The following is a 19,922-nucleotide window of genomic DNA, read 5'->3' as shown; positions in this document are numbered from 1 at the left end:
ACCCCATGCCGCTCGATCCCCAGGCCCGCGCCGTGCTTGAAGCCATGGCCGCCATGCCCAGCCCCGACTTTTCCACGCTGCGCGCGGCCGACTACCGTGCCGCGCTGGCTGCCATGCCCGCGTTCGCGCCCGGCGACACCGTCGCCGCGCAGCAAGACCTCACCATCGATGGCGCCGCAGGCCCGCTGAAGGCCCGCCTGTACCGGCCCGACGACGGCACCGCACTGCCGCTCGTGGTCTATTTCCATGGCGGCGGCTTTGTCCTCTGCGGCCTCGATTCGCACGACAACATCTGCCGCGGCCTGGCGCGCCGCAGCGGCGCGCTGGTGCTGTCGGTCGACTACCGGCTCGCTCCGGAGGCACGCTTCCCGGCCGCGGCCGACGACGCCGTCGCGGCCGTGCGCTGGGCCGCCGCGCATGCGGCGCAACTGGGCGCCGACCCGGCCCGCCTTGCCGTGGCCGGCGACAGCGCCGGCGGCAACCTTGCCGCCGTTGCCTGCCAGCAGCTGCGCGGCGGCGCCATCGCGCTGCGGCACCAGCTGCTGCTCTACCCCTACCTGGACTGCAGCGACGCCGCGGCCACCAGCGCCAGCTACCGCGAATGCGCGCAGGGCTACTTCCTCAGTGCCGCGGAACTGGACTGGTATCGCGCCCAGTACCTGGCCAACCCGGCGGACGCCACCGATGTGCGCGCCAGCCCGCTGCACCAGCGCGAGCTGCACGGCCTGCCGCCAGCCACCATCATCACCGCCGAATACGACCCGCTGCGCGACCAGGGCGAGGCCTATGGCGAGGCCCTGCAGCGCGCGGGCGGCAGCGCCACCGTGCGCCGCTGGCCCGGCCAGTTTCACGGCTTTATCAGCATGCAGGGGATGATCGATGCCGCCAGCGATGCACTGGATGCGGCCGCGGCATCGCTGCGCCAGGCCTTCGGCAGTACCAGCCGGCAGGAGGCAGCATGAGCGCCACCACACTGCCGCCGATGGCCGACGTGCTCGCGGCACTGGCCGCGGGCCAGCGTGTGCTGGTGATCGAGGACGAGACCGACGAGGCCACCGGCTGCGTCCTGGTTGCCGCCGAGCGCGCCAGCGAGGCCGATGTCAACTTCATGGCCGCCGAGGCGCGCGGCCTGGTCTGCATGGCAATCACCGAGGCGCGCCGCGCGCTGCTGCAGCTGCCGCCGATGGCCGCGAACCACCGCCAGCGCGAGCGCTACACGGTGTCGATCGAAGCGGCCAGCGGCGTCAGCACCGGCATCTCCGCCGCCGACCGCGCGCTCACGCTGCGCGTGGCGGCGGCAGCGCGCGCGCAGCCGCATGACCTGGTCCAGCCCGGCCACATCTTCCCGGTGGTGGCCCAGCCCGACGGCGTGCTGCGCCGCGCGGGCTTTGCCGAGGCCTGCTCAGACCTGCCGGCGCTGGCCGGTCGCGTAGCCGCCGGCGCCTACGCGATGCTGCTCGATGACGACGGCGACCTGCTGCGCGGCCCCGCCCTGCTGGCCTTCGCGCGGCACCACGGCCTGCCGGCGGTTTCGATCAGCGGGCTGATCCACCACCGGCTGCTGACCGAAAGCGCACTGTGCCGCACGCATTCGACGGAACTGGCCACGCCCTTCGGTTGCTTCACCGTGCACGCCTACCATGACGCGCCGGTCGATGCGCTTCATCTTGCGCTGGTGCTGGGCCAGCCCGATCCTGGGCAGCCAGTGCTGACACGCGTGCAGACCGTGGAAATGCAGCGCGACGTGCTGGGCTTCGGCACGCCGGCCCTGCCCGCCTGGAACCTGGAGCGCTCGCTCGCCCGCATCGGCGCCGAGGGTTGTGGGGTGCTGGTGCTGCTGGATGAGCGCGAATCGCCGCAGCAGCGGCTGGAGCGGCTGGCAGCGCCGGCCGCCGCCATGCCGGCGCCGGCCTTCGCGCAACGCGCGCTGGGGGTCGGGGCGCAGATCCTGCGCGATGTGGGGGCGCACAAGCTGCGCCTGCTCAGCCACCCGGTGCCGTATCGCGCCGTCACCGGCTTCGACCTGGAGGTCACCGAGTTCGTGCCGCCGTGCTGAATTATCAGGAACGGGGACCGAAGCAATCTGCAAAGCAGCGCGTGAAGCGCTCCACTTCGGCGTCTGGCAGGTGGTTGATGCCGCCTGCCAGGCGCCGGCCGCCGCCGGTCTCGAAGCCGCGGCAGAAATCGGCCGCCCCGGTGGCGCTGTGGGCGGGCACCCGCACGCTGACGGCAAAGCCGCCGCCGGACTTCGGCGAGAGCAGGCCGATGGCGTCGCCGGGCCGCCCGCGCACCAGTTCATTGGCCAGCACGCCGATCGCGCGCCGGGCCCACGGCGCGTCAGGCAGCACCAGCAGCGCGGCGCCGGGCACTTCGTGCGCGGGCGCCAGGCGGCGCGCGCGGGCCATGTCGTCCGCATAGCCGTCGCACAGCACCGCATAGGCCCCGCATTGCGCGGCGAACGCCAGCGGGTCGGCAAACGGCAGCATGTGCCGCGCCAGCTCGGCGGGATCGAAATGCAGGTCCGCCACGCACTCGCCATAGGCGTTGTAGTTCAGGCACGTGCCCAGCTGTTCCAGCACCGCGGTTTCGCGCTCGCCCAGCCCGGCCTGCGCCGCCAGCGCGCGCGCCACGCTGCCCAGGTTGTCGCCGAACGCGGCGGTGATCGCCCAGCGCCGGTGGCAGCCGTCCAGGTGGCGGTCGACCAGGAGGCTGGTGCAAACCTCCGGCCCCTCGTCGATATGCGCGCACAGGCCGGCATGCCCGGGCAGTTCGCCGGCATGGTGGTGGTCGAAGTAGTCCACCCGCGCACCGGCGCCGAGCAGCCGCATCAGGCCATCGCGGTTCTGCTCCAGCGAGATGTCCAGCGCGGTCACGGTATCGCCGGGCCCGGCGTCGATGCGCTCGAGCAGCCGGATATCGCGCTTGACGCCGGTGACCAGCGTGGCGTCGCCGGGCTGCGCCAGGCGCAGCTGCTGCAGGGCGCACAGGCCGTCGGCGTCGCCGTTGAAGGCAAAGTAGCGTGTCATTGGTGTGGTCAGGACTCAGGGCATGAAATCGCCGCCGTTGGCATCGAGCGAAGCGCCGGTGATGGCCCTGGCGTAGTCTGACACGAGAAACAGCGCAGCGCGCGCGCAGTCGTCGTCGGTCGGCATGCGGCCCAGCGCAATCTGCGCGGTCACCGGCGCGATCACGGTGTCCTCGCTCACGCCCTGCTCGGCCGCAGCGTGGCGCACATAGCCCTGCACCGGCTCGCCCCACATCCAGCCCATGAAGATGCTGTTGGCGCGGATGCCATGCGGGCCCAGTTCGCGCGCCAGGTACTTGACCGCCACCGCCAGCGCGCCCTTGGACGCCGCGTAGCCGGATTCGCCGGGCATCGGCTTGCGCGTGGCCTGGGTGTTGATCATGACAATGGCGCCGCCGCCCTGCGGCTTCATCAGCGCCGCCACTTCCTGCGTCAGCGTCATGGTGCCGAACACGTTAGTGTCGAACACCTGGCGCCAGACATCCAGGTCGGCCGCTTCCACCGGCTCGGGGAAGTTGCCGTGCTGGAAGGCGCTGTTGACCAGCGCATCGATGCGGCCGAAGCGGCGCATGGTCTCGCCGGCCAGGTGCCGGGACTGGGCCCGGTCGGTGATGTCGGTCACCACCTTGAGCACTTCGCAGTCGGCGCCTAGTGCATCGATGCGGGCCTGGGCGTCGTCCAGCTTCGCCGCGGTGCGCGCGGCGATGGCAATGGCGCGGGCGCCTTCGCGCGCCGCCTCAACGGCCAGCTTGACGCCCAGCCCGGGACCGATTCCCGACACGATGACGACCTTGTCTTTCAACAGCATGGTGTTGTCTCCTGTGATGCGCAGTGCGCAGTCTTAGTTTTGCTTCAGGATGTGCCGTGCGCGGTAGCCGGCGAAATCGCGTTCCAGTTGTTCCTGGCTCAGTCCGAACTGCTCCAGCGTATAGGCGTGCGCCGCGCGCTGGTTGCGCGGGTTGCCCTCCATCCATGCCCACATGCCGGCGCGCGCGGACTCGGTCAGCGGCATGCCGGCAAAGCGGTAGACCGCCTGCGCCACGCCGAAGGGATCGCGCACGGTATCCTCGAAACGCACGTCGAGGAAGCAATCGGCAGGCAGCCCGTCGCGCACCGTCATGGCATGGGCGGTGGCGCGCTGCATCTGCCCGCTCCACTGCCGCCCCACCGTGGCGGCATCGGGCGCGTCGGCGTACAGCTTCCACAGCGTATGCGCCATGCTGGCCATCGACGGAATGGTCTGGGCGGGGTCGCGATGGGTCAGCACGACCTGCGCGCCGGGGAAGACCCGGAACAGGATTTCCAGCGTATGCAGGTGCTGCGGCGTCTTCAGCACCCACCGCTGCGCCGGCGGCTCGCCGCGCTGCCGCTTCTGCCACTGCAGGAACTGCAGCATGGTCTTCAGGTAGGCATAGACCTGGGTGTGGTCCTGGCGCGCCAGCCAGTCGGTATAGGACGGCACGTTGGCGTAGGAATCCATCGCGCACAGGAAGGAATGCTCCATCAGCATGAATTCCTCATCGGCCGCCATCGCGTCGAGCGGATGGATGGCGAGGATGTCCGGGATAAAGCGGATCATCTGCGCCACCTCCTCGCGCGCCAGCCCGATGCGCCGGCCGGCATCGCGCACGTCCTCGCCGGGCAGCGGCGCCGGGTAGCGCGTTTCCCACCACGCCGCCGAGTGGAAGCGCGCGTCCGTGGCCAGCATGCGCTGCAGCAGCGTGGTGCCGGTGCGCGGCAGGCCGACGATCACCAGCGGATCGTCGACGCGCTCTTCCAGGATTTCGGGATGGCGCCGGCAGTAGTCCTGGATCACCAGCCGGTTCACCAGTTGCGCCTGCAGCTTGCCTTGCAGCATCTGCGCGCCCTGCGGCGACAGCCCGGCTTCGCGCGCAAGCGAGTCGGACAGCACCGCCAGCGCCTCGCGGTAATCGCCCGGGCCAAAGTCAGTCAGTCCGCCGGCCTGTGCGCTGGCCTGTGCCAGCAGTCGCTCCACGTCAAGCACTGCGGTGTGGTCGGATGCGATGGTGTTCATGCGTTCTCCCGGCATTCATTCCTGAGCGATTCAAGCTTGACCACGCGCGTGCGCGGATGCACCGGCTGCGCCGCCCCCACCCAGCGCCAGCACATGGTGCCGTTGCGGTGGCCCGCGGTTTCCAGCCAGTTGGGCAGGCCCGGATCGCGCGCGCTGAGGACGACGGTGACGCCGCCGTTGGCATCCAGCCGGGCACTGTGCTTGTTCAGGCAGATGTCGTGGTAGCGGTAGTCGAGCGACTCCATCCAGTAGTTGTTGATCTGGAAATTCCAGAAATCGCAGGCCGGCACCCGGTCCACCTCGACCACCAGCGCTTCGTCGTCCGCCAGCGCCCAGCAGGAGTGGTAGTAGAAGATGTTGGGATCGCCGCCGGCCGCCTGGCATACGGCCTGGTCGGCGGGCGGCAGCGCATTGACATGGCCGCCATAGCCCTGGGCCCAGTCGGCGAAGATGCGCGCGGTCCCCTCGACAAAGCCAGCGGCGCGCAGCAGGCCGCCATGCAGGCGTTCAGCGTCGAGCACGGGCGGCTTGTCGCTGCCATTGAGGTGCTCGATGTGCAGTTCGGCCGGGGTCTCGGCCTTGCGGTCCATAAAGGTCTGCCGCACCACCAGCGCGTTGGTGCCCGGCTCCATGCGCACCCAGTTGCCTTCGTGCTGGCGCGCGCTGAGGGCGATCTCGAAACTGCCATCGGCCGCCACTGCCAGCTTGTTGCTGTCGAGAAAGCCGGTCTGGACCATGCGCCCGTCGGTTTCATAGCCGCCCTTCTGCGTGCCGAAACTCAGGTACGCCACCGTGCCGCGCCGGCCGCGGATGCGGTACTCGGCACTGCCGTCCAGGCGTGCGTATCGGTACAGGTTGTCCGGATTGTCCGCGCCGATCTTGGCGGTTTCGTGCGACGGCGAGAAGAAGCCGGGAAACGCCGGATCGGCAAATTCCACATGCATCTCCAGCGCAATGCGCAGCAGGCGGCTCAGGTAGCGGAAGCCCTCGGCGCGCGTGAGCGCGTCCGAGGGGGCCTCCGGGCGCAGGATCTGCTGCCCGCTGCGCTTGAGCACCTCGCAAAACTCGGCCCAGGTCTGGCCGCTCAGCAATTGTTCTTCGGCGGAGTTCGCCATCTGCCTGCTCCCGTGGTTCGTCGGCGAAGCAACGATACCGAGCGCGGGGCCGCCCCAGCCTCGTCCGGGTGGACTAGGAAATGCGCGCCGCGTCCCGCGATTTCTTAGTCCGCCCGGACGAAGTGGCGAAGGGCCCCGGCTCGCTACCTTGTGGCCATGCCAGACCGCCGCGACATCCCTGCACGGCGCCGGCAAACCAAGAGGAGATCCCGATGTTGACCCACCTGGAGCAACTGGAGGCGGAGAGCATCCACATCATGCGGGAGGTGGTGGCGGAATGCGAAAACCCCGTCATGCTCTATTCCATCGGCAAGGACAGCGCCGTGATGCTGCACCTTGCCATGAAGGCCTTCCATCCCGCGCGGCCGCCGTTCCCGCTGCTGCATGTCGATACCACATGGAAGTTCGGCGAGATGATCGCGTTCCGCGACCAGACCGCCGCGCGGCTTGGCCTGGACCTGCGCGTGCATGTCAACCCCGAAGGGCTGGCGCGCAATATCAGCCCGCACGAGCACGGCTCCGCCGTCCATACCGACGTGTGGAAGACCCAGGGCCTGAAGCAGGCGCTGGACCACTACGGCTTTGACGCCGCCTTCGGCGGCGCGCGCCGCGACGAGGAAAAGTCGCGCGCCAAGGAGCGCGTGTTCTCGGTACGCACCGCCCAGCACCGCTGGGACCCGAAGATGCAGCGCCCCGAGCTCTGGCGCCAGTACAACACCCGCAAGCGCAAGGGCGAAAGCCTGCGCGTGTTCCCGCTGTCCAACTGGACCGAGCTGGACATCTGGCAATACATCTACCTGAACGACATCCCCATCGTGCCGCTCTACTACGCCAAGGAGCGCCCGGTGGTGGAACGCGACGGCACGCTGATCATGGTCGACGACGAGCGCCTGCCGCTGCGCCCCGGAGAAACGCCGCAGCTGCGCAAGGTGCGCTTCCGCACGCTGGGCTGCTACCCGCTCACCGGCGCGATCGAGAGCGAGGCCGACACCCTCGGCGGCATCATCCAGGAAATGCTGCTGGCAACCACCTCGGAGCGCCAGGGACGGCTGATCGACAGCGACTCGGCCGGATCGATGGAAAAAAAGAAGCAGGAGGGATACTTCTGATGGAAACCCTGATCGACACCGCGCCCGCGCTTGCGCAGGACGCCGCGCAAGCCACCGGCACCTCGGGCGAGATCGCCCACTACCTGCGCGCCCAGCAAAACAAGAGCCTGCTGCGCTTTATCACCTGCGGCAGCGTCGACGACGGCAAGAGCACGCTGATCGGCCGGCTGCTGTATGAATCCAAGATGCTGTTCGAAGACCAGCTCGCCCAGCTGGAGGCCGACTCGAAGAAAATGGGCACGCAGGGCGAGAACCTCGACTTCGCGCTGCTGGTGGACGGCCTGGCCGCGGAGCGCGAACAAGGCATCACCATCGACGTGGCCTACCGCTTCTTCGCCACCGACAAGCGCAAGTTCATCGTCGCCGACACGCCCGGGCACGAACAGTACACGCGCAACATGGTCACCGGGGCCTCCACCGCCGACCTGGCCATCCTGCTGGTGGATGCGCGCCGCGGCGTGCAGACCCAGACGCGCCGCCACAGCTACCTGGTGGCCACGCTTGGCATTCGCCGTGTGGTGCTGGCCGTCAACAAGCTGGACATGGTCGACTACTCGCGCGAGGTCCATACGCGCATCGAGAACGAGTACCGGGAGTTCGCCCGGCAGATCGGCCTGACCGATATCACCTGCATTCCGATGTCGGCCCTGCGCGGCGACAACATCACCGAGCCCAGCGCCAATACCCCGTGGTACCACGGCCCGACGCTGATGGCCCACCTGGAGAACGTGCCGATCGACAACGCGCCCGTGCAAGGCGAACCGTTCCGGTTGCCGGTGCAGTGGGTCAACCGGCCCAACCTGGACTTCCGCGGCTTTGCCGGCACCGTCAGCGCCGGCGAGATCCGCCGTGGCGACCGCGTGCGCGCGCTGCCCTCGGGCCGCGAGAGCCGCGTGGCCGGCATCGTCGGCGCCGCCGGCGCGTGCGAGCACGCCATGCGCGGCCAGGCGGTGACGCTGACGCTGGAGGACGAGATCGACATCAGCCGCGGCGACGTGCTGGCCTGCCCGGAAGACCCGCCGGCAGTGGCCGACCAGTTCGAGGCCACGCTGGTGTGGATGAACGAGGACGCCATGCTGCCCGGGCGCCCCTACCTGCTCAAGCTCGGCACGCGCACCGTGGGCGTGACCGTGGCGCAGCCCAAGTACAAGGTCAATGTCAACACGCTCGAACACCTGGCCGCGCGCACGCTGGAGCTGAACGAGATCGGCGTGTGCAACCTGCACCTGGACCAGCCGGTGGCCTTCGATCCCTACGCGCGCAACCGCGAGCTGGGCGGCTTCATCATCATCGACCGTCTCAGCAACAACACGGTCGGCGCCGGCATGCTGCACTTTGCGCTGCGCCGGGCGCAGAACGTGCACTGGCAGGCCATCGACGTGGACCGCCGCGCCCATGCCGCGCTCAAGCACCAGTCGCCGCGCATCGTCTGGTTCACCGGGCTCTCCGGCGCGGGCAAGTCCACCATCGCCAACCTGGTGGAAAAGCGCCTGCACGCGCTGGGCCACCACACCTACCTGCTCGACGGCGACAACGTGCGCCACGGCCTGAACAAGGACCTGGGCTTCGCCGAGGCCGACCGCGTCGAGAACATCCGGCGCGTGGCGGAAGTGGCAAGGCTGATGCTCGATGCGGGCCTGATCGTGCTGGTGTCCTTTATCTCGCCGTTCCGCTCGGAACGCGAGATGGCCCGCGCGCTCGCCGGCGACGGCGATTTCGTCGAAGTCTTCATTGACACGCCGCTGGCGGTGGCCGAGCAACGCGACCCCAAGGGCCTGTACCGCAAGGCGCGGCGCGGCGAGCTGAAGAACTTCACCGGCATCGATTCGCCGTACCAGCCGCCCGAGCGGCCCGAGATCCGCATCGACACTACCGCCGACACCGCGGAGCAGGCGGCGGAGCGGATCGTGGCGTGGCTGCGGGAGAAGCCCTAGGCCGAACGGACGATGAGGCGACGGACGGGGTCGGTACGATGGGAACGGCGGGATTTGCGTCTCGGAGTGCTGACAAGCTTGCCAAGTGCCATTGAGTCTGAATGACCAGTTGTGTGCTCCCTCTCCCGCTTGCGGGAGAGGGTTGGGGAGAGGGCCGGTGTGTCGACGAAGTGCAGGCTGTCGATACTGCCAATGCCTGCCCTCTCCCCCGGCCCCTCTCCCGCAAGCGGGAGAGGGGAGCAAACCCGCGGCATGCGGGTTTTGTCAGCAATCAGGGGCGAGATTCGCGCTTTTGACTGTTGCCACGACCCGACGGACCGCCATCATGCTGCCAGCCCCCCTGCCCGCCGCCGAGCTGAGCGCCCTGCTCGCCCAGCTCTACCAGGGCCCGACCGAAGCCATGCCCTGGGCCGGCTTCCTGGAAAGCGTGCGCCAGCGCCTGGGCGCCGCCTTCGTCACGCTGGTGCTGCGCCACCCTGCCACCGACCGGCCGGGCCTGATCGTCAATGCCTCCGACTACGGCCCGCACCTGCCGGGCGAGCCCTCGTACAGCGAGCAGTACTACGCGCTGTGCCCCTTCCTGGACCTGCACCCGGACCGGCTCTTCAGCGCCGACGAACTGTTTGGCGAAGCCGGCTGGCTGGCACACCCCTTCTACACGCAATACCTTCAACCGCTGGGCCTGCGCTATATCCTGGCGGCCAACCTGGTCACGCCCGACGGCGTGGAATGCGCGCTGTTCATCAGCCGCGTCCACGCGGGACAGGACTTCGGCGAGGCCGACAAGGCACTGCTGCACGGCCTGCTGCCGCACCTGAAGCGCGCAGTGGACCTGCATGCCGCGCTCGACGTGCTTGCATCCGAACGGTCCCTGTACGCGGATGCCGTCGACCGGCTGCAGGTCGGCACGGTGATCCTGGACGAACACGGCAGGACCATCCGGACCAACGACGTCGCCGGCCGCCTGCTGCAGGCGCGCGACGGCCTCTACCTGTCAGACGGCGCGCTGCACGCGCACTGCCCGGTGGAAAACCGCAGGTTCCGCAAGATCCTGGAAGGCGCGGCCCAGGCCCACGCGCTGGCCGCACCGCGCAGCGAAGTCACCACGCTGAGCCGGCCCGCCGCGCCCACGCCCCTGAGCGTGCTGGTGCGGCCGATCCCGCTCAGCTATCGCAGCGAAGACAAGTCGCGCCGACCCGCGGTGGCGGTGTTCATCCGCGACCCGGCGGGATCGCCGCGCAACACCCACGCCAACCTGCGCAAGCTGTTCCACCTGACCCCGACCGAGATCGAACTGGCTTTGCTGATGGTCGACGGGCTGACGCTGGACGAAGCCGCGATGCGGCTCGGCATCAAGAAGAACACGGCACGGGCGCACCTGCGGGGCATCTTTGCCAAGACCGGGGCGACGCGGCAGGCGCTGCTGGTGAAGATGTTGCTGTCCAGTGTGGTGGGGATGGGGTAAGGGCTTCGTACTCCAAGCGGACGATGCCGGAGTAGCGCCGGACTGCTTTAATCCTCGCAAACCACCGGAGACGAGTCGATGACCGAGGATGCCGTGCAGCTTGCCAATCTCCTCTACATCTATGCCGAGCGCATGGACGCCGGCGATCTGCCTGGGGTCGCCGCACTGTTCGAGCATGCAGAGATCGACACCGGAGATGCAGTGCTGCGAGGTTCCGAGGCCATGCTCAAGCTCTGGCAAGCCTATGTGAAATTGCATGCGGATGGAACGCCCAGAACCCGGCATGTCATCAGCAATCCGATCATTGAGATTGCTTCGGGCAAGCTGACAGCTACCGTCAGATCGTACTACACGGTCCTTCAGGCATCCGACCGAATCGCGCTGCAGGTGATTGCGGCCGGTCGCTATCATGACGCCTTCGAAAAGGTCGACGGACGCTGGCGCTTCAGCCGCCGGAATTATTCGATGCTCGATCTGAAGGGCAACCTGACCGATCATCTGCTCTTCCCGTCTGCCTGAGAGATGGCGCGGCGGCACTCCTGGCAGGTCGAAATGCTAGGCAAGCAAGCGCAAGGCATCAGCGAGCGAAAGCACCGTTGTGCGCGAATCGAACGCCGTTGAAAAGAGATGGTCGTGCACGACCTGATCCGGGTCGTAGCAGCAATCCTTGACCGTGAATAGCCGGAAGTCCGCATCGCTCGCATAGGCGACCGACGACAGCACCACACCGGTCGAAGCAATGCCCACCATGAGCAGGGTATCGATACCCTGCGCGGAAAGCCGTACCTGCAGGTCAGTACCAAAGAACACGCTGGCGCGATGCGCGATGATCAGCGGCTCGGTGGCCTGCTGGCCGAGTTCCGGCGAGATCTGGTCGTCGACGAAAAGACCAAGCTGCTTGATTCCCTGCCCGTTCCGGTTCAACGGACTGACTTCCGGATAGCCTGGAGCAAAGTGGATCTTGGCAAAATAAACGCTGACGCCCCTGGCCCGCGCGGCGTCACACAGCTTGCGCGTGTTGGAGAGCAGAGTGGGCGCGACCGAGGGAAATAGCGCCAGGATGTCGGTCTGATAATGCATGACCACCAGCGCGGTTTGCGCGGGAACAATTGCCGGAATCTCAACGGGTGGCGACATAAGGCTACACGATAAGAAATGATGGTCGACTCTACCACGACCAATCGGTTGGCCGTTCTGGGTCGTCTACGGAAGTTGGCCGTGGGATCGTCAGCGAACGACCTGCACCCGGCTTCGAGGGTTCGAATGCATCCGCAGCCCGTTCAACATTGACTATGTTCGTCTCGCCGGCGGCCTAACCTTGGCCCTGAACCGGAGGATCAGTCTCTATGGCGAAGCCGGCAGGCTTTGGGCCACGGGGGGTAATGCCAGGGTCAGGAACTCGATCATTGGATCGGCCGGGCTGCAGGTCAAGTGGTGATCCAAGGGTGTCGGCCGCGATTGGGATACGCACGGTCAGCATTGTCCCCTCCCCTGTGGATCGCACGCTGAGCGTCCCGCCAAGACGCCGGGTACGCGCGCGCATGCTGCGCATGCCGGTGCCCGGATGCCGTTCGATGGCGGCGGGTTCGAAGCCCATTCCGTTGTCGCTGACAACCAGCTCCAGCCCCCGGGCATCATTGCGCAGGACGACGTCCGCGCGACTCGCCTTGCTGTGCTTCAGCACATTGGTCAGCGCCTCTTGCAAGGTCCTCATGACATCAAGAATTTGCGAAGTCGGCAGATAGCATTGATCGAGGCCAGTGAGCTGCCACCGGCACTCGATGTCGTGGCTCTCGAACAGCCGCGTAAGACGGTGCCGCAGCGGCACGATCTGACCTGCCAGCGCGTGCTCGCCAAACTGCTGGCTGGAGGTGGTATCGATGATGATGCGCAGGTCGTCGCGCAGCTCCTTGAGGATCGACAGGACCTGGCCTGGCGGGATGTCGTGAGGGATGCGCTCCAGTGTCGCAATTCCGCTGACGAGCGTGCCGCCGAGCCCGTCGTGCAGGTCGTGTGCGAGATTGAGCCGTTCACTGAGCCGCGCATTGGCGACTTCGAACTCGCGCTGGCGATCCAGGTTGGCTGCGAGCTCCGCCTTGGCCGCGTCGATCTTGCAGTGCAGTTCGTCATTGAATCGTTCAATGCGGCGCAGGTTGGCGACGAAGCGCCAGGCCAGCACCAGCGCCATGGCGATCATCTGGAACTGCGAAGTGAGGGCCGCGTAGTAGAGGTTGTCCTTGAGGATGCCAAGAAAGCTCAGCAGGTCGTGTACCGCGGCGACAAGGAAAATTGCAATGCAAAACGAGAGGATGCGATGGTCGGTGCGACCACTGCGCCCGGCAAAGCAGAGAAATACGAGGCACGTCGCGAAGAAATTGCACGCCAGTCCCACCGTCAGCGTGTTGCGCACGTCGGTCAGGTAACCGTGCGGCGCCCCGAGCATGACGGCGGCGCCCAACACTACCAGCGTCCAGAGCACCGCTTCGATGCGCGGCAGGCGCCGTTCGCAGAAGCGCACCATGGACATCGTGAAGGCAGCACTGTAGATGAGCAGCGCGATGATATTTGCGCGCCCCCAGGCATCGGTACTGGCAAACGGCCAGGTGCTCGTCGCCACCTGATTCAGCGCCACCCACCACCAGGCCAGCGACATCAGGCTGAACCATCCGTAGGTCACTTCTTGCCGGCGCATCACCCAGAGCGAAAAGAAGAAGCAACCTAGCGCGACGGTGATTGCAAGGCTGACCAACTGCAGGTCATGACGCAGCCGGTAGGCCTGTTCGTAAGCGGCCCGCAGGCGGTCCGGGTCGGCGACCGATACTGGTCCAAGGCCGGGTTGGTATGCCGACAGCCCCGAGACGCGAATCAGCAGCGTGTTGGTGCCCTCCCGCAGCAACGGCGGAGATATCAACTGATAACGGGGAGTATTCCAGGCTCGCGTGAGCGGTTCGACGAGGCTCGCGTCACGCATCAGCAAGCTGCCGTTGAGATAAACCGCCCCCGCCATATTCAGGTAAGCGAGCATCAGCGCCGTGGGTTGGCTTGCATCTGCGCACTGCCAGCTCAGCCGGTACCAGACCACGCCGTCGAAATCGGGCCAGCGCGAGGACCAGTCGTCCGGCAGCTTCACTGGGACCCAGCCCGCCGCCGGCGGGCTATCACCCTGCCAGGTCGATCGGGCAGCCTCTATGCGGGTAAAGGCGGTGGCGCCCGGCCCTTCCTGCGCGTTTGCAGCGCCGGCGAGGAGCGTGGCGCCCAAGATCAGCGCAACAAGCCATGCGCACGCGCTTCGAAAACGGCCTGCGTGCGGGAGTGGACGGCCAACTTCTTGTATATGTTCCTGATGTGGCATTCGACCGTCAGTCTGGACAAGGACAGCAAATCCGCGATCTCCCGATTGGTCAGGCCCTTGCCGACCAGCGAGAGGATTTCGATTTCCCGTGCGCTCAGCGGCGACGCGCCGACCAATCGGCGCGCATGAATTTGCGCCCCGCCTGGCAATGGTGCCGTCGTGGCGACCAGATCGAGGATGTGCCTGGCAACGAAAGGATCGATCGGCGCTCCGCCGCGCAGCGCACTGCGGATCGACAAGGAAATCTCGAGGTCGTCGCGCTCCTTGAGCAGGTAACCGGTGGCACCCGCCTGCAGCGCGCTCACGATGACGCGCTCCGTGTTCCAGGTCGAGATTACCAGAGTTGGCAAGGCAGGATCGCGCTCGTGCAACGCGCGAATGAGGTCGATGCCATTGCCGTCGGGCAACCCGACGTCAACCAGCACCATCGCAAATGGCTGGGCGGTTAGCAGCGCATTGGCGTCGGCGAGGCTGCCGGCAAACCACAAGGCCTCCTCGGCATAGCCGAGCGTGGCCAGGATCGTGCGTAGCCTGGTCTGCATCAGTGGCTCGTCCTCGACGACCAGCAAGGGAGCGGGCAACACCGATTCGCCGGTGTCAGTCAATGGTTGGCTCATTGGGTACGGTGCGGTCACGGCCAGAGTTTAGCTGTACCACCGGAATTGGCCGATCTCCGGATCACGCCAGGCTGACAGAAATCGGCCGTGAGGGGCATCCCCGGAACCAGGTAATTCGGGCGAATCTCGCCGGCGGGTAGCCGAGCTTACCAAATTGCTACCTTAAGCCCGCTCAGTCCAGCCTTGCAGCAAAGTCAAGCAGTTGCTGTGCCGTCACTGTGGCCCCGCCACATACCACCACGGCAATGCTGGACGCCGCCTGCAGCACCGGGGTGTCGCAATCCAATGCCGCCAAGGCTGCGCCGCATGCCGGCTCAACCAGGACGCGGTGTTCGTCAAGAAGCCTTATCGCTGCCTCCACCGCCTGTTTGTCTGACACAACGACGCTGTGGATCTCGTGACGCTGCGCCCATCGGAGCGCGCCATCACACGGCCGCCTGGCGCCAAGCGACGTCGCCACGCTGGTGATCTGTGCGAGTTCGACCGGCCTGCCTTCGGCAACCGAGCGGGCGTAGCAGTCCGCACCGTCGGTTTCTACCGCGATCACAGGCACGTCGGACCAGCCATTCCGCTGAAGCCCTTCCAGCACGCCGCACAGCAGGCCACCACCGCCCACGGCAAGAACGATGGCGCCTGGCTTCGGCCCGGATGCCGCGATCTCGTCCACCAGCGTGGCGTGCCCCTGCCAGATGAGCGGATCGTCGAACGGGTGCACGAAGGCATCGCGTGGCCCGATCAGGGACAGTGCAAACTCGTGCGCTTCCGCCCATGTGCCTCCGCGCACGATCAACTCCGAGCCCTCCAGGCGGATCAGGTCGCGCGCTCGCGATGGTGTGCTCTCCGGTACCACCACCACCACGGGAACGCCGAGTTCGCGTCCGCAATAGGCTGCCGCAAGCCCGGCATTTCCGCCTGAAGATGCAACGAATCGCTGTACGCCCGCGGCGTGCCGCGCTTCACACAAGGCTCCGACACCCCGAAGCTTGAAAGACCCGGACGGCTGTGCGGCTTCCATCTTTAGCCAGACCGGCTTGCCGAGCCGCCGCGAATTGGGCTGGGACTGTACAAAAGGCGTGCTGATGTGAAGCGTCATGTTTGGTAGCGAAATGTGGAAAGCGAGCCGTCCCTGCAACGCGGGAAGCTGCGCCATCGTAGTCGCAGGAAGCTATGCAAACCAATGTTATCTAGGTAGCCTAGCTATGCTTCATGAGTATGGAAATGAATGGGCGGAGACGGTATGCGGAACATTGAATTGCGGCATCTTCGCTACTTCATCGCGGTAGCGCAGGCCGGCAGCGTGGTGGCGGGCGCCCGTGCCGTCGGCATTGTCCAGCCAGCCCTGTCGCGGCAAATCATCGAACTTGAGGCGGCCATCGGTACGCCACTGCTGGCGCGCAAGGCAAGGGGCGTGCAACTCACCGTGGCGGGCGAGAGCTTCCTGAGGGATGCCACACAACTTCTGGCAAACCTGCAAGCCAGCCGCGATCGCGCCCTGCGTTGCGCCGCCGGGCAGCTCGGCGAGCTGCGCCTTGGTGTGTTGCCGAACTACCTGAGTTCAGCCGTCGTGACGGAGGTGCTCCGGGCCTTCCGGATAGCGTGCCCGGAAGTCAAGGTCCTGGTGGACCCGATGCTGTCGACGGAGCAGATTGCCGCGATCCGGAACAGGCAGGTGGATGGCGGCATCATGGCCTGGCGTCGGCATGAGGCGCCGCATCTGACTGGCATCGTGTTGCTCAGCGACCGCTTCGTATTGGCCATGCCTTCATCGCAGACCGCCCGCCACAAGCAGCCGAAACGACTGGCGGACGTGGCGGATCTGCCCTTCGTCTGGTTCGATCCGGCGCGGTCCTCGTCCCAGCATCGCTTCCTGATGACGCAGTGCGAGCGCGCCGGCTTCTCGCCTCGCGTGGCCCAGGTGGGCAGCGACATCCCGACCGTGCTCGGTCTGGTTTCGGCGGGGATGGGTTGCGCGTTTGTCCCCGCAAGCCTGTCAACCGTCTGTCCGCCGACCGTGCGGCTGGTGCCACTGCCTGAGGTCGCTGACCGCTTCGACGTGGAATTCGCGTTCGACGAGGAGGTAGCGACGCCAGCAGTCAGGCAATTCGTGCAGGCGCTGCAGCAGGTGATCGATGATCGGGCAAGCTGAGCCATTGACTTCGTGGCGGCCCGTGCCGGTCGGTCACATGACGCATTGCGTGGTTCCGGTGTCGGACAGCAAGCGGCACGTCAAAACATGCACTGGAGGGGCGGCGTCTCACATGGAATACCGTCGCCGTCCCCATCCATCTTTACCGCCGGGCAGTTTTTCAGATAGAAGCGCGCTTCCGCGCAGGATGCCATCTGGCTGCAGTGCTGTTTGCCCTCGCAGCGGAATGCCGGTTCCGCCGTGGCTGCCACTGCTGGAGCCTCGATCTGCTGTGGCTCGGCCTGGGCAACGGGATTTGCCAAAGGCGCGTGCGTTTTGTAATAGATGAAGGCGGCCGCGGCGGCCGCAACTACCAGCAAGCCCTTATACATGTTGACCCCTACCCTTCTTTTTCTTTTTGGAAATGGAAGGATGCCACAACAGCGTCGTTGGTAAGGCACTTTCCATTCGGAATCCGACAGACTAATCTTGGACTAGGCTGCGGGCAGACGATGGAGGCGGATATGGGCATGGTCTCAATAGAACCCGGCAGCTATCACGTTGTACCGCCGCAAAACCCCGGCGAGGTCATCGATCTGATCCGGACGCACGCGATCCAGGTGGTTGACCTCAGGTTCACCGACTTGCCCGGCGTGTGGCAGCACTTCTCGATCACGCTGCCGGAAGTCAACGACGACTTATTCTCTGTCGGCATCGGCTTCGACGGGTCTTCCATTCGCGGGTTCCAGGAAATCCACGAGTCCGACATGCTGGTCAGGCCTGACCCGGCCACGGCATTCATCGATCCGTATTGCGCAGCACCAACGCTGGCGCTGATCTGCGACGTGCTGGACCCTGTCCTGCACCAGCCGTACTCGCGCGATCCGCGCCATATCGCACGCAAGGCCGAGCTGTACCTCCGGCAAACCGGTCTTGCCACGGTTTGCTACCTTGGCCCCGAACTGGAATTCTTTATTTTCGACTCCATCCGCTTCGGGCAGGACCAGCACTCTGGCTACTACCATGTCGAATCCGCCGAAGGCGAATGGACCTCGGGCCGTGACGAAGGCGCCTATGGCGGGGGCAATCTCGGCTACAAACAGCGCTACAAGGGCGGGTACTTTCCCGTGCCGCCAAGCGACACGCTGCAGGACATCCGCTCCGAAATCGTGCTCGCGCTGATGCAGGCCGGCATCCAGGTCGAAGTGCATCACCATGAGGTCGCCACGGCCGGCCAGAATGAAATCGACATGCGCTTTGCGCCACTGATGCGCATGGCAGACAACGTGATGATGTACAAGTACATCTGCAAGAACGTTGCGCGCCGCCACGGCAAGGTCGCCACCTTCATGCCCAAGCCGCTGTTTGCCGACAACGCGAGCGGCATGCATTGCCACCAGAGCCTCTGGCGCGACGCCGAGAACCTCTTCTATGACAAGAACGGTTGGGCGCAGACGTCCCAGATGTGCCGTTGGTATATAGGCGGCTTGCTCAGCCACGCCCCCGCGCTGATGGCATTCTGCGCACCGAGCACGAACTCCTACAAGCGGCTGGTGCCCGGATACGAGGCGCCTGTCAATCTGGCCATGTCGCAGCGCAACCGGTCCGCCGCGGCCCGGATTCCAATGGTTTCGGATTCCCCGAGCGCCAGGCGCGTTGAATTTCGCTGTCCTGATCCGTCGGCCAATGCCTACCTCGCCTTCTCGGCAATGCTGCTCGCCGGCCTGGACGGCATTGAAAACCAGACGGACCCCGGCGACCCGCTCGACAAGAACATCTATGATCTGCCACCGGAGGAAGCCGCCCGCATCCGGCAGGTACCAGGCTCCCTGGAAGAGTCGCTTTGCGCGCTGGAAGCCGATTCAGCGTTCCTGCGCAAGGGGGATGTCTTCACTGAAGACCTGATCACGACCTGGATTGATTACAAGCGCACGCGCGAGATCGATACATTGAAGGTGCGGCCACACCCGTGGGAATTCCAGCTCTACTTCGACATCTGATGACGGCACTACCGTGTCATCAGCGACTCGCGCTGGCAGAGCCCGCTGCACGCAGATGCTCCAGGAGCGTCCTTGCCTCCGGCAAGAGACCAGCTTCGTCCCTCACGCCCAGCCAGAGAATGCGTGAGGCCCAGGCGTCGGACAGGTAGACGGCATGCAGCCCGGCACCCAGCAGTTCGGGCCGGACCGCGCCATCTGGCAGGACGCCGATGCCCAGGCCGGCCTCGATCATCCGGCAGATCGCATCGAAGCTGCTGACCTGGATCCTCAGCCGCACCACCTTGTCCAGTGCCGATGCGGCGTCGGTCAGGCGCTGCAGCAGCGAGCTGCCCTGGTTGAGGCCGACAAAGTCGTACTCCAGGGTTTCGTCGAAACTCACTTCCGGGCGCCCGGCCAGCGGATGCCCGGCAGGCACCAGGACGACCAGGCGGTCACGCCGATAGACAGACTTCCTGATGTCATAAGCCGGCACGTTGTCGGCGAACACGCCGATATCGGTTTCACCGGACAGCAGCGCTACCACCACGTCCTGGCTCAGGCGCTCCTCCAGGCTGATCCTGATCATCGGCTGCGAGGCCAGGAAGCTTGCCAGGTCGTGCGGAAGGAACTGGATCACGGCTGACGTATTGGCCCAGACCTTGACGTGTCCGCGCACGCCGGTGGCGAAGTCGCTCATCTCGCCCGCCATCTGGTTGACCTTGTCGAGCACCATGCGCGCATGCTGGACCAGCTCATGGCCAGCGGGGGTCAGCTCAAGCCCGCGCCGAACCCGCAGGAACAGCGCGCATCCCACCGTGCGCTCAAGATCCGCGATCCGTTTGCTCAGGGCCGACAGCGTCATGTGTGACTTGTTCGCCGCCTGCGTCAGCCCGCCGCATTGGGCCACCAGCTGGAAGACGCGCAGGGACTGGAGATCGAAATGGGCAGGATTGATCATGGTATTGCACTGGCGACGCGCGCCGACTGGATTGAAAGCCAGGAAAGGCTAGTAAGCCGCTCGCGCCTTGTCAAACGGCGCGCCCGGCTCCCGGCAGCGCAATGCAGGCCTTGATCCGCCTGGGATAGCCGACAAAGTGGCGGGTTGTGCCGGTCGTGGTACTCCCGTACGGCAATATGCACCACCTTTTCCCGTAAGGAAAGGACGG

18 protein-coding genes are annotated in these 19,922 nt (G+C 66.2%); 8 read left to right on the top strand and 10 right to left on the bottom strand.

The window, feature by feature from the left end:
• The first annotated feature begins 5 nt into the window (after window positions 1-5).
• Together lipP1 and AC1Q6V_RS18630 are read left to right on the top strand one after the other, a co-directional pair.
• Window positions 6-962, top strand: a complete 957-nt coding sequence (gene lipP1 / locus AC1Q6V_RS18635) for a LipP1 family hormone-sensitive lipase (RefSeq protein WP_454750672.1) — start codon at window positions 6-8, stop codon at window positions 960-962.
• Window positions 959-2,056, top strand: a complete 1,098-nt coding sequence (locus AC1Q6V_RS18630) for a 3,4-dihydroxy-2-butanone-4-phosphate synthase (protein WP_058697818.1) — start codon at window positions 959-961, stop codon at window positions 2,054-2,056. The genes lipP1 and AC1Q6V_RS18630 overlap by 4 nt, the downstream gene beginning before the upstream one ends.
• Window positions 2,057-2,060: 4 nt before the next feature.
• Here the strand turns inward: AC1Q6V_RS18630 and AC1Q6V_RS18625 are convergent, their stop codons facing one another.
• Genes AC1Q6V_RS18625 through AC1Q6V_RS18610 form a run of 4 tightly spaced genes read right to left on the bottom strand, consistent with a single transcriptional unit; the run spans window position 2,061 to window position 6,175 of the window.
• Complete coding sequence (locus tag AC1Q6V_RS18625; RefSeq protein ID WP_010814005.1) at window positions 2,061-3,026, bottom strand: hypothetical protein; 966 nt, start codon at window positions 3,024-3,026, stop codon at window positions 2,061-2,063.
• A 15-nt stretch (window positions 3,027-3,041) separates the two neighbouring features.
• Complete coding sequence (locus tag AC1Q6V_RS18620; RefSeq protein WP_010814006.1) at window positions 3,042-3,833, bottom strand: SDR family oxidoreductase; 792 nt, start codon at window positions 3,831-3,833, stop codon at window positions 3,042-3,044.
• 33 nt (window positions 3,834-3,866) lie between these two features.
• Window positions 3,867-5,060: a sulfotransferase family protein gene (locus AC1Q6V_RS18615; RefSeq protein ID WP_439669740.1), complete on the bottom strand. Its 1,194-nt coding sequence runs from the start codon at window positions 5,058-5,060 to the stop codon at window positions 3,867-3,869.
• Window positions 5,057-6,175: a DUF1214 domain-containing protein gene (locus AC1Q6V_RS18610; RefSeq protein ID WP_454750673.1), complete on the bottom strand. Its 1,119-nt coding sequence runs from the start codon at window positions 6,173-6,175 to the stop codon at window positions 5,057-5,059. Before AC1Q6V_RS18610 ends, AC1Q6V_RS18615 begins: the two co-directional genes overlap by 4 nt.
• Before the next feature lie 212 nt (window positions 6,176-6,387).
• Between AC1Q6V_RS18610 and cysD the strand changes: the two genes are divergently transcribed.
• The 4 genes from cysD to AC1Q6V_RS18590 all read left to right on the top strand — a co-directional run bounded on the left by cysD (window position 6,388) and on the right by AC1Q6V_RS18590 (window position 11,202).
• A complete protein-coding gene (gene cysD, locus AC1Q6V_RS18605) occupies window positions 6,388-7,284 on the top strand; it encodes a sulfate adenylyltransferase subunit CysD (RefSeq protein WP_010814009.1) in 897 nt (298 codons plus the stop codon).
• Entirely contained in the window at window positions 7,284-9,218 is a 1,935-nt protein-coding gene (cysN, locus tag AC1Q6V_RS18600) for a sulfate adenylyltransferase subunit CysN (RefSeq protein ID WP_010814010.1), read from the top strand. Before cysD ends, cysN begins: the two co-directional genes overlap by 1 nt.
• Before the next feature lie 325 nt (window positions 9,219-9,543).
• Window positions 9,544-10,683, top strand: a complete 1,140-nt coding sequence (locus AC1Q6V_RS18595) for a helix-turn-helix transcriptional regulator (RefSeq protein WP_011616709.1) — start codon at window positions 9,544-9,546, stop codon at window positions 10,681-10,683.
• Between the two features lie 78 nt (window positions 10,684-10,761).
• Window positions 10,762-11,202 (top strand): nuclear transport factor 2 family protein, encoded by a 441-nt coding sequence (locus AC1Q6V_RS18590; protein WP_011616708.1) that lies wholly within the window; start codon window positions 10,762-10,764, stop codon window positions 11,200-11,202.
• Between the two features lie 36 nt (window positions 11,203-11,238).
• Here the strand turns inward: AC1Q6V_RS18590 and AC1Q6V_RS18585 are convergent, their stop codons facing one another.
• From AC1Q6V_RS18585 to AC1Q6V_RS18570, 4 genes are all read right to left on the bottom strand, one after another.
• Window positions 11,239-11,820 (bottom strand): cysteine hydrolase family protein, encoded by a 582-nt coding sequence (locus tag AC1Q6V_RS18585; protein ID WP_010814013.1) that lies wholly within the window; start codon window positions 11,818-11,820, stop codon window positions 11,239-11,241.
• 175 nt (window positions 11,821-11,995) lie between these two features.
• On the bottom strand, window positions 11,996-13,942 hold the full coding sequence (locus AC1Q6V_RS18580; RefSeq protein ID WP_058697817.1) for a sensor histidine kinase: 1,947 nt from the start codon (window positions 13,940-13,942) through the stop codon (window positions 11,996-11,998).
• 2 nt (window positions 13,943-13,944) lie between these two features.
• Window positions 13,945-14,652, bottom strand: a complete 708-nt coding sequence (locus AC1Q6V_RS18575; protein ID WP_011616706.1) for a response regulator — start codon at window positions 14,650-14,652, stop codon at window positions 13,945-13,947.
• Window positions 14,653-14,824: 172 nt separating this feature from the next.
• Window positions 14,825-15,745, bottom strand: a complete 921-nt coding sequence (locus tag AC1Q6V_RS18570; RefSeq protein WP_011616705.1) for a pyridoxal-phosphate dependent enzyme — start codon at window positions 15,743-15,745, stop codon at window positions 14,825-14,827.
• Between the two features lie 144 nt (window positions 15,746-15,889).
• Between AC1Q6V_RS18570 and AC1Q6V_RS18565 the strand changes: the two genes are divergently transcribed.
• A complete protein-coding gene (locus AC1Q6V_RS18565) occupies window positions 15,890-16,798 on the top strand; it encodes a LysR substrate-binding domain-containing protein (protein WP_011616704.1) in 909 nt (302 codons plus the stop codon).
• Between the two features lie 80 nt (window positions 16,799-16,878).
• On the opposite strand, the gene AC1Q6V_RS18560 is transcribed toward AC1Q6V_RS18565, so the two are convergent.
• Window positions 16,879-17,169 carry an excalibur calcium-binding domain-containing protein gene (locus tag AC1Q6V_RS18560; RefSeq protein ID WP_081050256.1) on the bottom strand — a complete coding sequence of 97 codons (291 nt, stop codon included), beginning with the start codon at window positions 17,167-17,169 and terminating at the stop codon, window positions 16,879-16,881.
• 132 nt (window positions 17,170-17,301) lie between these two features.
• Between AC1Q6V_RS18560 and glnA the strand changes: the two genes are divergently transcribed.
• Window positions 17,302-18,777: a type I glutamate--ammonia ligase gene (gene glnA / locus AC1Q6V_RS18555; protein WP_010811649.1), complete on the top strand. Its 1,476-nt coding sequence runs from the start codon at window positions 17,302-17,304 to the stop codon at window positions 18,775-18,777.
• A 19-nt stretch (window positions 18,778-18,796) separates the two neighbouring features.
• On the opposite strand, the gene AC1Q6V_RS18550 is transcribed toward glnA, so the two are convergent.
• Window positions 18,797-19,714: a LysR family transcriptional regulator gene (locus tag AC1Q6V_RS18550; RefSeq protein ID WP_010811648.1), complete on the bottom strand. Its 918-nt coding sequence runs from the start codon at window positions 19,712-19,714 to the stop codon at window positions 18,797-18,799.
• Between the last annotated feature and the right edge of the window lie 208 nt (window positions 19,715-19,922).

Source organism: Cupriavidus sp. GW823-FHT07B10, from assembly GCF_058794355.1.
This window is presented reverse-complemented; position numbering and strand designations above follow the sequence as displayed.

Bases quoted from the DNA above. Each gene is read 5' to 3' on its own strand.
- lipP1 (WP_454750672.1), top strand. From the start codon at position 6: ATGCCGCTCGATCCCCAGGCCCGCGCCGTGCTTGAAGCCATGGCCGCC.
- AC1Q6V_RS18630 (WP_058697818.1), top strand. From the start codon at position 959: ATGAGCGCCACCACACTGCCGCCGATGGCCGACGTGCTCGCGGCACTG.
- AC1Q6V_RS18625 (WP_010814005.1), bottom strand. From the start codon at position 3,026: ATGACACGCTACTTTGCCTTCAACGGCGACGCCGACGGCCTGTGCGCC.
- AC1Q6V_RS18620 (WP_010814006.1), bottom strand. From the start codon at position 3,833: ATGCTGTTGAAAGACAAGGTCGTCATCGTGTCGGGAATCGGTCCCGGG.
- AC1Q6V_RS18615 (WP_439669740.1), bottom strand. From the start codon at position 5,060: ATGAACACCATCGCATCCGACCACACCGCAGTGCTTGACGTGGAGCGA.
- AC1Q6V_RS18610 (WP_454750673.1), bottom strand. From the start codon at position 6,175: ATGGCGAACTCCGCCGAAGAACAATTGCTGAGCGGCCAGACCTGGGCC.
- cysD (WP_010814009.1), top strand. From the start codon at position 6,388: ATGTTGACCCACCTGGAGCAACTGGAGGCGGAGAGCATCCACATCATG.
- cysN (WP_010814010.1), top strand. From the start codon at position 7,284: ATGGAAACCCTGATCGACACCGCGCCCGCGCTTGCGCAGGACGCCGCG.
- AC1Q6V_RS18595 (WP_011616709.1), top strand. From the start codon at position 9,544: ATGCTGCCAGCCCCCCTGCCCGCCGCCGAGCTGAGCGCCCTGCTCGCC.
- AC1Q6V_RS18590 (WP_011616708.1), top strand. From the start codon at position 10,762: ATGACCGAGGATGCCGTGCAGCTTGCCAATCTCCTCTACATCTATGCC.
- AC1Q6V_RS18585 (WP_010814013.1), bottom strand. From the start codon at position 11,820: ATGTCGCCACCCGTTGAGATTCCGGCAATTGTTCCCGCGCAAACCGCG.
- AC1Q6V_RS18575 (WP_011616706.1), bottom strand. From the start codon at position 14,652: ATGAGCCAACCATTGACTGACACCGGCGAATCGGTGTTGCCCGCTCCC.
- AC1Q6V_RS18570 (WP_011616705.1), bottom strand. From the start codon at position 15,745: ATGACGCTTCACATCAGCACGCCTTTTGTACAGTCCCAGCCCAATTCG.
- AC1Q6V_RS18565 (WP_011616704.1), top strand. From the start codon at position 15,890: ATGCGGAACATTGAATTGCGGCATCTTCGCTACTTCATCGCGGTAGCG.
- AC1Q6V_RS18560 (WP_081050256.1), bottom strand. From the start codon at position 17,169: ATGTATAAGGGCTTGCTGGTAGTTGCGGCCGCCGCGGCCGCCTTCATC.
- glnA (WP_010811649.1), top strand. From the start codon at position 17,302: ATGGGCATGGTCTCAATAGAACCCGGCAGCTATCACGTTGTACCGCCG.
- AC1Q6V_RS18550 (WP_010811648.1), bottom strand. From the start codon at position 19,714: ATGATCAATCCTGCCCATTTCGATCTCCAGTCCCTGCGCGTCTTCCAG.